This is a genomic window from Rhizobium aureum, assembly GCF_030182495.1.
In the GTDB taxonomy this organism is placed as follows: Bacteria; Pseudomonadota; Alphaproteobacteria; order Rhizobiales; family Rhizobiaceae; genus Rhizobium; species Rhizobium tropici_C.
In genome coordinates this window covers 1-13,887 of record NZ_JAQJCI010000009.1, presented here as the reverse complement: position 1 = coordinate 13,887, position 13,887 = coordinate 1, and the positions used below count along the sequence as shown (strand labels likewise).

The following is a 13,887-nucleotide window of genomic DNA, read 5'->3' as shown; positions in this document are numbered from 1 at the left end:
CCCTGCAACAAATCGAATGCGTTACGAAACCCGGATAATGACACCTTGAAACGGGCACAATCCTTAGAGAAAAGCGTTTCCCGTTCTCGATGTCCTTGGCCGGTGGCCGCTCTGTTGTTCATCAGATAGGACATTGCTCGACCTGATGCACGGGCCAATCGGATATTTTTCTGCCGAAATTCCTCGGCTGCGGAGAAAAATCCATATTGGCAAGCCAGTGCAATAATGCGAAACGATCCGATGGGCTTTTGGCGCAGCCTCGCATTAGCGTGAATGCGGTTCTCGGATCAAAGAAGACGGACCTGTTGCATGCTCAATACGATCGAGACCCCCGGAGAGGCAATCCGCCCGCTGTCGGAACGGAATGCGTATAAGGACGCAATCTTCCACTCTGCGCGCGTGAAGCGGCTGAGGGTAATGCTGCCGCTTGCCGCCCTCATCGTCTCGCTCATCTTCATTGCCGTCTCGTTGATCCGCGCCTATCTGCCGGCGGACATACAGATCGAGGGCGCCAAGATCGAGGACGGCAAGGTGGTCATGGAGCGTCCGGCCATCGCCGGCCGCAACAAGGACGGCATCAGTTATTCCCTGCTGGCGGAGAAAGCGCTGCAGGATCTCAAGAACCCGAACATGATCACGCTCAAGGCCATCAAGGCATCCATGCCCGTCAATACCGACGTGATCGCCCATGTGACGGCCCAGAGCGCGGATTTCGATCGCCAGGCCGACACGCTGAAACTGACGGAGCCTTTCATCGTCCAGATGGACAATGGCCTGCGTGCAGCATTCAAGACCGCGTTCCTCGATGTCAAGAAAGGCGACCTGTCCAGCCAGGATGAGGTTGCAATCAACAGAGGCGGCATGTCGGTTGTTGCGCGTTCGCTCAAGATGACGGATAAGGGGAGCGTAATCGAATTCGACGGGCAGGTTCGGATGCATATCGAACCGTCCGCTCTCCACAATTCAGCTAGCGAACAGAAGCCGGGCGGTTCATGATAAAGTATTGGCCAAATTCAATTTTCAACTCTGGCCTGCGCAAGGCGGGTCTTCTTGCTACCTTCAGCGCGCTCGCCTTCTTCGCAGCCGCAGAGGCAGGTGCGCAGTCGACGACCAGCTCCATGCCGGGCCTTGCCCTTTCCAGCGATCAGCCGATCCAGATCGAAAGCGACAAGCTGGAAATCCATGACCAGGAAAGCCAGGCCGTGTTCACCGGCAACGTCAAGGTTGTTCAGGGCACCACGACGATGCAGGCGGGCAAGATGACGGTCTTCTACAAGAAGAAGCAACCGGCGGATGCCAAGCAGGCCGACAATCCTGTCGCCAAGGCAGCCAAGGAGCAGAACCAGTCGCTGGTATCGGGCGATGCCAACATCGACCATATTCTGGTCACCGACAAGGTTTATCTCGTTTCCGGCACGCAGACGGCGACGGCGGAGGACGGCTCCTTCGACATGGCCAGCCAGCTTGCGATCCTCAAGGGCAAGAAAGTGGTTCTGACGGACGGACCGAACGTTTTCACCGGCTGCCAACTCACCGTGCACATGGCGACGGGTGAAGCACAGCTGGATTCCTGCGGCGGCCGCGTTCAGATCCAGCTCGATCCGAAGTCGCAGCAAGTGCAGCAGCAACAAAAGAAAAATTGATACCGGCCCTCTCGTGACCACAACGACCACTTCCACTTTGCCCGGCGTGCCCGGGCCGTCTTCTGCGGCATCGGGCGCACCGGCCGCAGATAAGGCACGCTATAAGGGGACGCTGATTGCCCGCGGCCTCACCAAGACCTACCGGACACGCCGTGTCGTCAACGGCGTTTCGCTGGTGGTGCGGCGCGGTGAAGCCGTCGGCCTGCTCGGGCCGAACGGCGCCGGCAAGACGACGTGTTTCTATATGATCACCGGACTGGTGCCGGTCGATGAGGGCACGATCGAGATCGACGGCAACAATGTCACCTCGATGCCGATGTACCGCCGCGCGCGGCTCGGCGTCGGCTACCTGCCGCAGGAAGCATCGATCTTCCGTGGCCTGACGGTGGAAGAAAACATCCGCGCCGTGCTCGAAGTCCATGAAAAGGACAAGACCAAGCGGGAGCGCAAGATCGACGAACTGCTGGAGGAATTCCACATTCGCAATCTGCGCACCGTGCCGGCCATCGCGCTTTCGGGCGGTGAGCGCCGTCGCCTTGAAATCGCCCGCGCGCTTGCGACCGACCCGACCTTCATGCTGCTCGATGAGCCTTTCGCGGGCGTCGACCCGATCTCGGTCGCCGATATTCAGAACCTCGTGCATCACCTGACGGCACGCGGCATCGGCGTGTTGATCACCGACCACAATGTCCGCGAGACGCTCGGCCTGATAGACCGCGCCTATATCATCCATGCGGGTGAGGTGCTGACCCATGGCAGGGCGAACGACATCGTCAGCAATCCCGAAGTTCGCAAGCTTTATCTCGGTGATAATTTCAGCCTCTGATAGGCTGAAATTCGATCCTTTCATCCCACAATATTATCGAATGCCGGCGAGCGCCGGAAATTTACTTTCGTTTCACAGTTCCGCTTGACCAAATCCCATAAAAAAGCAATTTTTGGGCCAGTTGGAATTTCGCGAAGGTTTTATTAACAGAAGACGCGGAATCCCGAGGAGTTCAAGGGAGTCCTGCGTCCGCCATGGCACTATCGGCCAATCTTTTCCTGCGCCAAAGCCAGAGCCTGGTCATGACTCCGCAACTGATGCAATCCATTCAGTTGCTGCAAATGACCCATTTCGAGCTGAGTCAGTTCATTGCGCAGGAAGTCGAGAAAAATCCGCTGCTGGAATTTGCGTCAAATGACGAGGATCTAGGCAGTAGCGGCGAACGCGAAGCCAAGGATGATCATTTCGAGGCCTCGGAAGAATCGCACGGCGAAGATGGCTTCGAACGAGGTGGCGGCGACCTCGCGAGCGATTGGTACGAAAACGACAATACCGGCAACGCCAAACGGCTGAGCGACGAGCTCGATACCAATTTCAACGATGTCTTTCCGGACGACGGCGTTCCGCAGCGCGCCGACGCGCCGGAATTGCTGAGTCAGTGGAAATCCATGCCTGGCGGCGAGGCCGGCGAAAGCTACGACCTCGACGACTTCGTCGCCGGCCAGGTGTCGTTGCGCGATCATCTCAACGAACAAATCCCCTTCTCGCTGCCTTCCATGGGCGACCGGCTGATCGCCCAGCATCTCGTCGACCAGCTCGACGATTGTGGCTATCTGCGCGGCGAGCTCGGTGAGACGGCCGAACGCCTCGGTGCGACGCTTGCCGACGTCGAGCGCGTGCTGGATGCCTTGCAGCAGCTCGATCCGCCCGGCGTCTTTGCCCGCTCCCTCAGCGAATGCCTGGCAATCCAGCTCCGGCAGAAGGATCGCTTCGATCCCGCCATGGAGCGGCTGATCGAAAATCTCGAGCTGCTTGCCCGGCGCGATTTCGCCACGCTGAAGCGCCTCTGCGGCGTCGACGAGGAAGACCTGCTCGACATGATGGCGGAAATCCGCCAGCTGAACCCCAAGCCCGGCAGCGGCTTCGAGGCCGACATATCCGAGGCGATCATGCCGGATATCGTCGTGCGCCCCTCAGCGGACGGGAGCTGGCTGGTAGAGCTCAATCCCGATGCGCTGCCGCGGGTATTGGTGAGCCAGTCCTATTTCGCCTCCGTCTCCAAGACCAGTCAAGACCATGCCTTCCTGTCGGAATGCCTGCAGAATGCCAACTGGCTGACCCGCAGCCTGGACCAGCGCGCCAAGACGATCATGAAGGTGGCGAGCGAGATCGTCCGGCAGCAGGATGCATTCCTCGTACACGGCGTCGACCATCTGCGGCCGCTCAATCTGAAAACCGTGGCGGACGCCATCAAGATGCACGAGTCCACGGTCAGCCGCGTGACTTCGAACAAATATATGCTGACGCCGCGCGGGCTGTTCGAGCTCAAATACTTCTTCACGGTTTCGATCAGCGCCGTGGAAGGCGGCGACAGCCACTCCGCCGAGGCCGTGCGCCACAAGATCCGCCTGCTGATCAGCAGCGAAAGCCCGGATGCGGTGCTGTCCGACGATGATATTGTCGATACGCTGAAGAAGGGCGGGATAGAGCTCGCTCGCCGCACGGTTGCAAAATACCGGGAAGCCATGAACATCCCCTCCTCCGTTCAAAGGCGCCGGGAAAAGCGGGCGCTGGCCAAAGTTTCCGGTTTCTGACGGTCGGCCACCCTCAACCATAGGATGTCAAACTCCTAACGGTCCGTTAAGATGCAGTTGACTTTCGCAAGCGGCAGGGCTAGAAGCCCGCCGCAATCGCTGCAGGACAGCACGACCATGAAACTTATCCCCACCATCCAAAAGGCGGTCGATATACGCAATTTGCCTTTGACTGCGTGAAGTGCTTGGATGAGCTTGAGGCTTGGCGTAAACTGATACGCGCAATAACCACTACAAGAAGGGAAACTCCATGAGTGTGCGTGTCTCCGGTAAACATATGGAAATTGGTGATTCCTTCCGCCAACGGATTGAAGACCAGATCGGTATGGCCGTGACGAAATACTTCGACGGGGGGTATTCGGGTCAGGTAACTGTGCAGAAGTCCAGCTCGCGCTTTGCGGCCGATTGCAAGCTTCATCTCGACAGCGGCGTGGTGCTGCATGCCGCAGGGGAAGCCATGGACCCGCAACTCGCTTTCGACGCCGCGTCCGAGCGCATCGAAAAACGCCTGCGCCGCTACAAGCGCAAACTCAAGGACCATCAGGCCGGCAATCATGTGAACGGGCAGGCGGAAGTTGCCTATACCGTCATGGACGGCGTTCCGGACGACGATGAGGAGGTTCCTTCCGATTTCGCACCGGCGATCGTCGCAGAAAGCACGAAGCAATTGAAGACCATGTCGGTGGCGACTGCCGTGATGGCGCTCGACATGACCGACGAACCGCTGCTGCTCTTCCGCAGCCCCGGCAACGAACACTTGAACATCGTCTACCGCCGTCAGGACGGCAACATTGGCTGGATCGACGCGGCCAATATCAAAGGCTGAGAATAGAAGATAAGCGGCGGCTGCGCATCATGGCAGCTGGCCGCCGCTTGCCCGTCATCGGTTCTCGGCGACACGAAGGATAAAGAGAATGGCATTGGCAGATTTGCTACAGCAAGATGCGATCATCCCCGCCTTGAAGGCAAATTCCAAAAAACAACTGCTTCAGGAGTTGGCCGCCAAAGCCTCCAAGCTCACCGGATTGCCCGAGCGCGAAATCTTCGACGTCGTGCTGCAGCGCGAGCGCCTCGGCTCGACCGGCGTCGGCAACGGGATCGCCATTCCCCACGGCAAGCTTGCCAGCATCAAGTCCATCGCCGGCATTTTCGCGCGCCTTGAAGCGCCTGTCGATTTCGAGGCGCTGGACGATCAGCCCGTCGATCTCGTCTTCCTGCTGCTCGCGCCCGAAGGTGCCGGCGCGGACCACCTGAAGGCGCTCTCGCGCATCGCCCGCGTTCTGCGGGACCAGGATCTCGTCGCGAAACTCCGCGCCACCGACTCCGCCTCCGCCATCTACGCCTTCCTCAACGAGGAGCAGGCATCCAACGCCGCGTGACGACCTGCGTCGCATCTGACCAAGGCAAAAATAAGAGCCGGATGACCTCAGATCATCCGGCTCTGTCTTTTTCGCTATCGCTCTGAAAGATCAGGCGTCTTTTTCATCCAGCGGGCTGTTGGCGCCCTGCTCGGCATTTTCCACGATTTTCGGCCCACCCTTGGCGACCCCGACCATGGCCGGGCGCAGAACGCGGTCGCCGATGACGAAGCCGGCCTGCACCACTTGGACGACCGTGTTGTTCGGCACTTCAGGGTTCGGCACTTCGAACATGGCCTGGTGGAAATTGGGGTCGAACTTCTGTCCGATCGGTTCGAGCTGACGCACGCCGTGGCGCTCGAGGGCCGATAGCATCGAACGCTCGGTCATCTCGACGCCTTCGATCAGCGTCTTCAGGCCGGCGTCGCCGCCAGCGCGGGCTTCAGCCGGAATGGCGTCCAGCGTGCGGCGCAGATTATCGGCCACCGAGAGCATGTCGCGGGCAAAGCTTGCCACGGAATAGGACTTCGCATCCTTCACGTCGCGCTCGGTGCGGCGACGGAGGTTGTCCATCTCGGCAGCAAGGCGCAGGTAGCGATCGCGCAGTTCGCCGTTCTCGGCCTTCAGCAGCTCAACCGGATCTGGCTGAGACGGCTCGGCCGCATCAACGGTTTCCGCTGCATCCTGCGCGAAATCCGCTGACGTGTCGGCCGCCGTGGCGTCAGGTCCGGTTTTTGTTGTTTCGTCGGTCATGACGGTCTCCGAATTGCTTGGTCTTTGGATGTGCCCGATATCGAGGTTTGCCCGGAAAAAATCAAGGCTTTGTCGAGAAGAACAGCCAATTCGCGGCTTTGCGGGCGGCGGCAATATGCCTCCCCGCTCTTGAATGCCGTTCGAGACATCGACTGTTCAGCCCTCCTCCCCGGTGGTATGCTGAGATGCAGCACAGCGAGGGGTGAGATCAATGTCTAATGGCAAATCCCTTTCAGGCAAGTGTTTCTGTGGGGCAGTCGAAATTACTGTCGATGGCGAGCCAGTGGCGATGGGCTACTGTCATTGCGACTCTTGCCGCGAATGGTCGGCAGGCCCGGTCAATGCCTTTTCGCTCTGGCCGCCGCAAGCGGTTCACATCACCAGAGGTGCTGACAAGATCGGCAGCTACCAGAAAACCGAGACGAGCGTGCGCAAGTGGTGCACGGTCTGCGGCGGCCATCTCTTGACCGAGCATCCGACATGGGGCGTGACCGATGTCTACGCCGCCATCCTGCCCGGCCTCGATTTCCAGCCGGCGCTGCACGTCAACTATGAAACGACAGTGCTGCACATGGGCGACGGGCTTCCGAAGCAGAAGGACCTTCCGGCCGAGATGGGCGGATCTGGGATGCTGCTTGCCGATTGACCGTCACCGTCGGATCCGTCTCGTCAAATCCCCGGCCGGGTCAGCCGCGAAATCAGCTGCGCCGTATAATCGACCATGGGCACGATGCGGGCATAGTTCAGCCGCGTCGGGCCGATGACGCCGACCGCGCCGACGATACGATCATCGTCGTCACGATAGGGAGCGACGATCAGCGAGGAACCGGACAACGAGAAAAGCTTGTTTTCCGAACCGATGAAGATGCGCACCCCCGGGCCGCTTTCGGCAAGATTGAGAATCTCGATGAGGCTGTCCTTCTTTTCGAGATCGTCGAAAAGAAGGCGCAGGCGATCCAGATCCTCCGCGCCGCCGATTTCGGCCAGCAGATTGGAGTGGCCGCGCACGATGAGCTGCGTCGGCTTGCCTTCGTCATCGCCGCCGGACCAGACGGCAATGCCGCGCTCGACCAGCTGATGAGACAAGCTGTCCAGTTCCTGGCGCACGCTTTCCTTAAGACTTTGCAACTGCCGCCGCAGCTCCGGCAGCGTCTGGCCGGTCATATGGGCGTTAAGGAAGTTGGCGGCTTCCGTCAGCTGCGACGACGTCGTGCCTGCCGGCAGTTCGATGATGCGGTTTTCGACTTGATCGTGATCGCCGACGAGCACGGCAAGCGCCTTGGTCGGCTCCAGGCGAATGAATTCCACGTGCTTGAGCACCGGGTCGCTCTTGGAGGTGATGACGAGACCGGCGCCGCGCGAAATGCCCGAGAGCACCCGGCTCGCCTCCGACATCATCGATTCCATCGGCTGATCGCGATTGCTGCCGCGCACCTGCCGGTCGATATTGGCCCGATCCTCGGCGGAGAGATCACCGACCTGCATGAACGCATCGACGAAGAAGCGTAGGCCCACCTGCGTCGGCAATCGCCCGGCACTCACATGCGGCGAATAGATGAGTCCCAGCTCTTCCAGATCGCTCATGACATTGCGCACCGAGGCCGGCGAGAGCGACATCGGCAGCAGGCGCGAGAGATTGCGCGAACCCAGCGGCTCGCCATTTTCCAGATAGCCTTCGACGATACGGCGGAAGATTTCCTTGGAGCGTTCGTCCAGTGCAGCAATGACATCCGAGACCGACGATGTCGTGAATACCATTTCGCTGTCAGATCCATTCCGTTGAGCCTTAGGCAAAATATAATCATTCGGTTAGCAATGGCAAAAGGGAAAATGCCGCTGGAGGCGCGGACAGGTCTCACAGCCTGCTTTTCCTTTGCAAAAGCAGGCTGTGGGTCGTAGAAGCGGTCAACGAACTTTCAGGAGAGTGGAATGCGGCCTTCAGGCAGAAAAACCGACCAGATGCGCAAGGTGTCGTTCGAGCGCAATTTTTCCAAGCATGCGGAAGGCTCCTGCCTGGTGAAATTCGGCGATACGCATGTGCTCTGCACGGCAAGCCTGGAGGACAAAACGCCGCCATGGCTGCGCAACAGCGGCAAGGGCTGGGTCACGGCCGAATACGGCATGCTGCCGCGGGCCACCGGCGAGCGCATGAAGCGCGAAGCCGCCGCGGGCAAGCAGGGCGGCCGCACGCAGGAAATCCAGCGCCTCATCGGCCGGTCGCTGCGCGCCGTCGTCGACCTCAAGGAACTCGGCGAACGCCAGATCACCGTCGACTGCGACGTCATCCAGGCGGATGGCGGCACGCGCACGGCCTCGATCACCGGCGGCTGGATCGCGCTTTATGACTGCCTGAAGTGGATGGAAAGCCGCAACATGGTCAAGGTGGAACGCGTGCTGAAGGACCACATCGCAGCCATCTCCTGCGGTATCTTTGCCGATCAGCCTGTCATCGATCTCGACTATCTTGAGGATTCCTCGGCCGAGACCGACGCCAATTTCGTCATGACGGGCAAGGGCGGCATCGTCGAGATCCAGGGAACGGCTGAGGGCGCCCCCTTCAGCGAAGAGGAATTCGCCACGCTGATGCACCTTGCCAAGAACGGCATCGCCGAACTGGTGGAGCTGCAGAAGCAGGCCATCGCCTGAGGATATCAACGAATGCGGAGCGTGCAGCCTGCCCCTCATCCGGCCCCCGAGTTCATCGATGGGTGGCCACTTTCTCCCCGCCGAGACGGGGAGAAGGGGCTAGATGCACCCTTTGTTATCCCTCTTCACCACGCTGGAATCGGACGACGATCGAGCCTGAGGTCGTCCCCTCTCCCCGCATGGGGGAGAGGGCTAGGGTGAGGGGCTGATCCGTTGAGCGATGCGACACTCACAGGCGTTCTTGAAACTGCGCTCTATGCGGACGATCTCGATGCAGTCGAAGCCTTTTATGGCGGCATACTCGGGCTGGAGAAGATATCGCGAGGCGGCAATCGCCATGTCTTTTATCGCTGTGGGCCAGGTGTGCTCCTGATCTTCAACAGCGGAGAAACGCTCAAGCCGCACGAACCGGGCGCCCTGCCCGTGCCGCCGCATGGGACCAAGGGCCATGGCCATGTCTGCTTCCGTGTCGATAGCAACGATATCGAGGCCATGGCCGAGAGGCTGAAGGCTGCCGGTGTCGATATCGAAGCCGATTTTCACTGGCCGAACGGCGGCCGATCGATCTATTTCCGCGATCCGGCCGGCAACAGCCTGGAATGCGCCGAACCCCGCATCTGGGGGCTATGACAGGACAGCACATGCGCAAGCTCGATACCAAGACCATCGTCGTCGCCAGCCACAATGCCGGCAAGATCCAGGAAATCCGCGATCTCATCGGTCCGCTCGGCTTTACCGCCAAGTCCGCCGCCGATCTCAACTTCATCGAACCGGACGAGACGGGCACGACCTTCGAGGAGAATGCGACGATCAAGGCGCTCGCCTCCGCCAATGCCTCCGGCCTGCCGGCACTCTCGGACGACTCCGGTCTGGTCATCGATGCGCTTGGCGGCGATCCCGGCGTCTATACGGCCAATTGGGCGGAGAGGCCTGACGGTACGCGCGACTTCGCCATGGCCATGCAGAAGGTCGAGACCGCCCTGGAGAAAGCCGGCGCCACCTCGCCGGAAAGCCGCACGGCGCGCTTCGTCAGCGTCCTTTGCCTTGCCTGGCCGGATGGGCATACCGAACTTTTCCGCGGCGAAGTGGAAGGCACCGTCGTCTGGCCGCCGCGCGGCACCCAGGGCTTCGGCTACGACCCGGTCTTCCAGCCCAAGGGCTACGAGACCACATTCGGCGAAATGAGCGCCGAGCAGAAGCATGGCTGGAAGCCCGGCGACGAGCAGGCGCTGTCGCACCGCGCCCGCGCCTTCAAGATCTTTGTCGAAACCTGCCTGGAGGCGTAAGCTAATCCCGTGGAAATCGTGGACACACAGGATCTGATGCACGGCGCGCAATTGCTGCCCGATACCGGCGAACCCGGTTTCGGCGTGTATGTGCATTGGCCCTTTTGCGCGGCCAAATGTCCCTACTGCGATTTCAACAGCCATGTGCGCCACCAGCCTGTCGATCAAGAACGCTTTGCCGCCGCCTTTCTGAAGGAAATGGCGACGATGCGGATGATCAGCGGCCCGAAGACCGTCACCAGTGTCTTCCTCGGCGGCGGCACGCCGTCGCTGATGAAACCGGAAACAGTCGGTGCGGTGCTCGATGGTATCGCCAAAACCTGGCATGTGCCTGATGGTATCGAGATCACCATGGAAGCCAATCCGTCCAGCGTCGAAGCGGAGCGCTTTCGCGGCTATCGCGCCGCCGGCGTCAATCGCGTGTCGATGGGCGTGCAGGCGCTGAACGACCGCGACCTGAAATTCCTTGGACGTCTGCACAATGTCGAAGATGCGCTGAAGGCGATCAGGCTGGCGCGCGAGATCTTCCCGCGCATGTCCTTCGACCTCATCTATGCCCGCCCCAACCAGACCGTCGAGGAATGGGAGCGCGAGCTGAAGGAGGCAATCTCCTATGCGGTCGATCACCTCTCGCTCTATCAACTGACGATCGAGGAGGGCACGCCCTTCTATGGCCTGCACAAGGCCGGAAAGCTGATCGTGCCCGATGGCGATCAATCGGCGCTGCTTTATGAAGCGACGCAGGAGATTACCGAACGCGAGGGCATGCCGGCCTACGAGGTTTCCAATCACGCGCAGCCCGGCGCCGAGAGCCGGCACAACCTCACCTATTGGCGCTATGGCGACTATGCCGGGATCGGCCCCGGCGCGCATGGCCGCCTGACCCGAGGGCCGCAGAAGCTGGCGACGGCCACCGAGCGCAAGCCGGAGAGCTGGCTCGATATGGTCGAGCGCGATGGCCACGGCATGATCGACCAGGAAATGCTTGGGTTCGACGAACAGGCCGACGAATTGCTGCTGATGGGCCTGCGGCTTCGCGAAGGCGTCGATCTCGCCCGCTGGCAGCAGCTTTCCGGCCGCGATCCCGATCCGCAGCGCGAAGCCTTTTTACTGGAACACGGTTTCATAGAGCGGATCGGCAATTCCCGCCTGCGCTGTACGCCGGCGGGAATGCTGGTTCTCGATTCGGTCGTCGCCGATCTCGCTTGTTGACACCTCCCCCTTGAGGGGGGAGGTCGCCGCACAGCGGCGGGTGGGGGTGACCCGCGTATGTGCGATGATGACTCGGTTGTTGCCGAGATCACCCCACCCCGGCACTTACGTGCCGACCCTCCCCCTCAAGGGGAGGGTAAGCAAACGCCCATCGATTGCGGCAAGACCGACGGCGATGAGGGCCATGCCGATGAAATGCTTCGGCTGCAGGCTCTCGCCGAGAACGAGGGCTCCGAGCAGGATCGCGCTGACGGGAATCAGGAAGGTCACCAGCATCAGGTTGGTGGCGCCGGCCGTCGCAAGGATGCGAAAGAACAGCATATAGGCGATGGCGGTCGACAGGATGGCTAGGCCGGCAAGAGCAAGCCAGGTCTCCGACGACGGCATTGTGAGCGTCCAGGGACGGTCGACGAAGAGCGCGATCGGCAACAGCAGGATGGCCGACCCTGTCACCTGACCGGCGGCCGGAATGATCGGCGCCAGCCCCATGCGGCGGAAACGACGCCCGAATATGCCGGCCAGGGAATAGCTGAAGGCGGCACCCAGCACGGCGAGCTGCGCCAGTACGTTGGAACCGAGGCTCGCCAGCACCGACGGGCCGATCATCAGCGCCACACCGGCAAAGCCGACGATGACCCCGATCAGCCGATTGCCAGTCATCTTCTCATCCTCCGTCAGGAAATGGGCGACGACGACGGCAAAGAGCGGCGTGGTGGCATTGAGGATGGATGCGAGACCACTGGCGATATGCGTCTGCCCCCACACGATCAGCAGGAAGGGAATGACATTATTGAGGAAGCCCATGCCTAAGAAGGCAAGCCAGGTCTTGCCGTCTTTCGGCATGGAATGTCCGGTGGCGCGCACGATGACATGCAGAGCAATGGCGGCGAGCGCGACACGCGCGGTAACGATGGTGAAGGGCGGCAGTTCGCGCACCAGAATGCCGTTGAACAGGAAGGAGCCGCCCCAAAGGACGGACAGCCCCATCAACATGCTCCATTCGACTGCGCCCATGGATTTCTGAGACATCTGATTATCTCCAGCATCTGCCGATTGAGTTTTGCTTATCGATGGCCGGATCTCGATATGATTGCCAACCTTTCGAATTGCTGGAATAATCCCGCTATTCTTGGACTCTGACAAACGAGTCTTTTTCAGATCATGATTTAGCTGAGCTCAATTATCATGGATCAACTGCCATCCCTCTCGGCGCTGCGCGCCTTCGAGGCCTCCGCCCGGCATCTCAGCATGACACTGGCGGCAAACGAGCTGCATGTGACGCCAGGCGCCATCAGCCTGCAGATCCGCGATCTTGAAACTGCGCTCGGCGTGCGGCTTTTCGAGCGGCGGACCCGCAGCCTCGCATTGACGAGCGAAGGCGCTGAATATTTCGCGACGATGCGAACGGCCTTCCGCCTCATCCGCGAGGCGACAGCGGCCTTGGCGATGCGCTCGAAGGACACGGTGCTGACCGTCACCTGTACCGCCGGCTTTGCCACGCATTGGCTCGTGCCGCGGCTGCGGCGGTTCGAGGAAGCGCATCCGGATATCGACCTGCGCATCAGCGCTTCGCACCGCATGATGGATTTCCAACGGGATGGGATAGATATCGCCATCCGCCACGGCCTCGGCGGCTACGAGGGGCTGGCGAGCGAAAGGCTGCTGGATGACGAGTATGTACCGGTCTGCACGCCCGAGACGGCGGCGACCCTCGGCCCTTCTCCTGAAGTCGACGCTCTGGCAAATCTGACGCTGATCCACGATGTCTATCGACGGGACTGGGAGCTCTGGCTGCAAGCTGCCGGTGCGACGCGCGTGGACGCGATGCATGGACCGGTCTTTACCGACGGGACGGGTGCCTATCACGCCATGAAGGCGGGGCTCGGCATCGCGCTGATGCGCCGGTCCTTCGTGGAGCAGGAGCTGGCTGAGGGTACGCTCGTCGCGCCCTTCCCCATCGGATTTGCGAGCGCGCTCGCCTATCACCTCGTCTATCCGCCCGGCGCATTGGAGCGGCCGGCTATTGCGGCCCTGCGATCCTGGCTGTTTTCCGAAGTGTCCCGCACGGTGCCATCCGCATAGGCGTGCTTCTCCGCTCTGCCTGATCGTACAAAAGTCATGACCTCCACCAGAGGTGGAGGTTTGAAACGCTGCGCTTGAACCGCTAGAAGCGGTATTGTTAGCGCTTAGTAGCTACGATTGAAGAGGTCGGCAAAGTCGGAAGCTTTGTCGGCCTTTTCCTGATTACGGATATATTGTCTGACGACCTGCTCGTTATAGCCCGTCGTCGATACGAAATACCCGCGTGCCCAAAAGTGATACCCTTTGTAGCGGCGCTTGCGCGCATATTTGTTCGCTACGTAAAGGGCCGTCTTGCCCTTCAAGAAGCCGACAATATGCGAAACCGAG

Annotated in this window: 16 protein-coding genes; 12 read left to right on the top strand and 4 right to left on the bottom strand. The window is 60.5% G+C overall.

Annotated elements, in window-relative coordinates; translation table 11 throughout:
• Positions 1-309: 309 nt before the first annotated feature.
• From lptC to ptsN, 6 genes are all read left to right on the top strand, one after another.
• Positions 310-996, top strand: a complete 687-nt coding sequence (gene lptC, locus PH552_RS20320; protein WP_183762447.1) for an LPS export ABC transporter periplasmic protein LptC — start codon at positions 310-312, stop codon at positions 994-996.
• Positions 993-1,643 carry an LptA/OstA family protein gene (locus tag PH552_RS20315; protein ID WP_112343638.1) on the top strand — a complete coding sequence of 217 codons (651 nt, stop codon included), beginning with the start codon at positions 993-995 and terminating at the stop codon, positions 1,641-1,643. Before lptC ends, PH552_RS20315 begins: the two co-directional genes overlap by 4 nt.
• A gap of 37 nt (positions 1,644-1,680) precedes the next feature.
• The gene (lptB, locus tag PH552_RS20310; protein ID WP_210260545.1) at positions 1,681-2,469 is read left to right on the top strand and encodes an LPS export ABC transporter ATP-binding protein; all 789 of its coding nucleotides are present in this window, start codon (positions 1,681-1,683) and stop codon (positions 2,467-2,469) included.
• 194 nt (positions 2,470-2,663) lie between these two features.
• Positions 2,664-4,223 (top strand): RNA polymerase factor sigma-54, encoded by a 1,560-nt coding sequence (gene rpoN / locus PH552_RS20305; RefSeq protein ID WP_112343637.1) that lies wholly within the window; start codon positions 2,664-2,666, stop codon positions 4,221-4,223.
• A 250-nt stretch (positions 4,224-4,473) separates the two neighbouring features.
• Positions 4,474-5,049, top strand: a complete 576-nt coding sequence (gene hpf / locus PH552_RS20300) for a ribosome hibernation-promoting factor, HPF/YfiA family (protein ID WP_106996445.1) — start codon at positions 4,474-4,476, stop codon at positions 5,047-5,049.
• A gap of 88 nt (positions 5,050-5,137) precedes the next feature.
• Positions 5,138-5,602 (top strand): PTS IIA-like nitrogen regulatory protein PtsN, encoded by a 465-nt coding sequence (ptsN, locus tag PH552_RS20295; protein WP_015338601.1) that lies wholly within the window; start codon positions 5,138-5,140, stop codon positions 5,600-5,602.
• Positions 5,603-5,692: 90 nt separating this feature from the next.
• On the opposite strand, the gene grpE is transcribed toward ptsN, so the two are convergent.
• Positions 5,693-6,334, bottom strand: a complete 642-nt coding sequence (gene grpE, locus PH552_RS20290; RefSeq protein WP_112343636.1) for a nucleotide exchange factor GrpE — start codon at positions 6,332-6,334, stop codon at positions 5,693-5,695.
• A gap of 211 nt (positions 6,335-6,545) precedes the next feature.
• On the opposite strand from grpE, the gene PH552_RS20285 reads away from it, so the two are divergent.
• Entirely contained in the window at positions 6,546-6,980 is a 435-nt protein-coding gene (locus PH552_RS20285; protein WP_183762441.1) for a GFA family protein, read from the top strand.
• Positions 6,981-7,003: 23 nt separating this feature from the next.
• Here the strand turns inward: PH552_RS20285 and hrcA are convergent, their stop codons facing one another.
• Positions 7,004-8,092 (bottom strand): heat-inducible transcriptional repressor HrcA, encoded by a 1,089-nt coding sequence (gene hrcA, locus PH552_RS20280; protein WP_112343634.1) that lies wholly within the window; start codon positions 8,090-8,092, stop codon positions 7,004-7,006.
• A gap of 171 nt (positions 8,093-8,263) precedes the next feature.
• Between hrcA and rph the strand changes: the two genes are divergently transcribed.
• The 4 genes from rph (at position 8,264) to hemW (ending at position 11,478) form a co-directional block, all read left to right on the top strand.
• Positions 8,264-8,980, top strand: a complete 717-nt coding sequence (gene rph / locus PH552_RS20275) for a ribonuclease PH (RefSeq protein WP_015338597.1) — start codon at positions 8,264-8,266, stop codon at positions 8,978-8,980.
• A gap of 213 nt (positions 8,981-9,193) precedes the next feature.
• Positions 9,194-9,610, top strand: coding sequence for a VOC family protein (locus PH552_RS20270; protein WP_183762438.1), 417 nt, complete (start codon positions 9,194-9,196; stop codon positions 9,608-9,610).
• 11 nt (positions 9,611-9,621) lie between these two features.
• Complete coding sequence (rdgB, locus tag PH552_RS20265) at positions 9,622-10,266, top strand: RdgB/HAM1 family non-canonical purine NTP pyrophosphatase (protein ID WP_183762435.1); 645 nt, start codon at positions 9,622-9,624, stop codon at positions 10,264-10,266.
• Between the two features lie 36 nt (positions 10,267-10,302).
• Positions 10,303-11,478, top strand: a complete 1,176-nt coding sequence (hemW, locus tag PH552_RS20260) for a radical SAM family heme chaperone HemW (RefSeq protein ID WP_183762746.1) — start codon at positions 10,303-10,305, stop codon at positions 11,476-11,478.
• A gap of 105 nt (positions 11,479-11,583) precedes the next feature.
• On the opposite strand, the gene PH552_RS20255 is transcribed toward hemW, so the two are convergent.
• On the bottom strand, positions 11,584-12,507 hold the full coding sequence (locus PH552_RS20255) for a DMT family transporter (protein ID WP_183762432.1): 924 nt from the start codon (positions 12,505-12,507) through the stop codon (positions 11,584-11,586).
• 156 nt (positions 12,508-12,663) lie between these two features.
• Between PH552_RS20255 and gcvA the strand changes: the two genes are divergently transcribed.
• Positions 12,664-13,560 (top strand): transcriptional regulator GcvA, encoded by an 897-nt coding sequence (gcvA, locus tag PH552_RS20250; RefSeq protein WP_183762429.1) that lies wholly within the window; start codon positions 12,664-12,666, stop codon positions 13,558-13,560.
• A 104-nt stretch (positions 13,561-13,664) separates the two neighbouring features.
• Here the strand turns inward: gcvA and PH552_RS20245 are convergent.
• On the bottom strand, positions 13,665-13,887 hold a 223-nt coding region (locus tag PH552_RS20245), incomplete at its 5' end, for a transposase (protein ID WP_285165947.1).

Coding starts and splice junctions, on each gene's coding strand:
- lptC (WP_183762447.1), top strand. CDS start 310: ATGCTCAATACGATCGAGACCCCCGGAGAGGCAATCCGCCCGCTGTCG.
- PH552_RS20315 (WP_112343638.1), top strand. CDS start 993: ATGATAAAGTATTGGCCAAATTCAATTTTCAACTCTGGCCTGCGCAAG.
- rpoN (WP_112343637.1), top strand. CDS start 2,664: ATGGCACTATCGGCCAATCTTTTCCTGCGCCAAAGCCAGAGCCTGGTC.
- hpf (WP_106996445.1), top strand. CDS start 4,474: ATGAGTGTGCGTGTCTCCGGTAAACATATGGAAATTGGTGATTCCTTC.
- ptsN (WP_015338601.1), top strand. CDS start 5,138: ATGGCATTGGCAGATTTGCTACAGCAAGATGCGATCATCCCCGCCTTG.
- grpE (WP_112343636.1), bottom strand. CDS start 6,334: ATGACCGACGAAACAACAAAAACCGGACCTGACGCCACGGCGGCCGAC.
- PH552_RS20285 (WP_183762441.1), top strand. CDS start 6,546: ATGTCTAATGGCAAATCCCTTTCAGGCAAGTGTTTCTGTGGGGCAGTC.
- hrcA (WP_112343634.1), bottom strand. CDS start 8,092: ATGGTATTCACGACATCGTCGGTCTCGGATGTCATTGCTGCACTGGAC.
- rph (WP_015338597.1), top strand. CDS start 8,264: ATGCGGCCTTCAGGCAGAAAAACCGACCAGATGCGCAAGGTGTCGTTC.
- rdgB (WP_183762435.1), top strand. CDS start 9,622: ATGCGCAAGCTCGATACCAAGACCATCGTCGTCGCCAGCCACAATGCC.
- hemW (WP_183762746.1), top strand. CDS start 10,303: ATGCACGGCGCGCAATTGCTGCCCGATACCGGCGAACCCGGTTTCGGC.
- PH552_RS20255 (WP_183762432.1), bottom strand. CDS start 12,507: ATGTCTCAGAAATCCATGGGCGCAGTCGAATGGAGCATGTTGATGGGG.
- gcvA (WP_183762429.1), top strand. CDS start 12,664: ATGGATCAACTGCCATCCCTCTCGGCGCTGCGCGCCTTCGAGGCCTCC.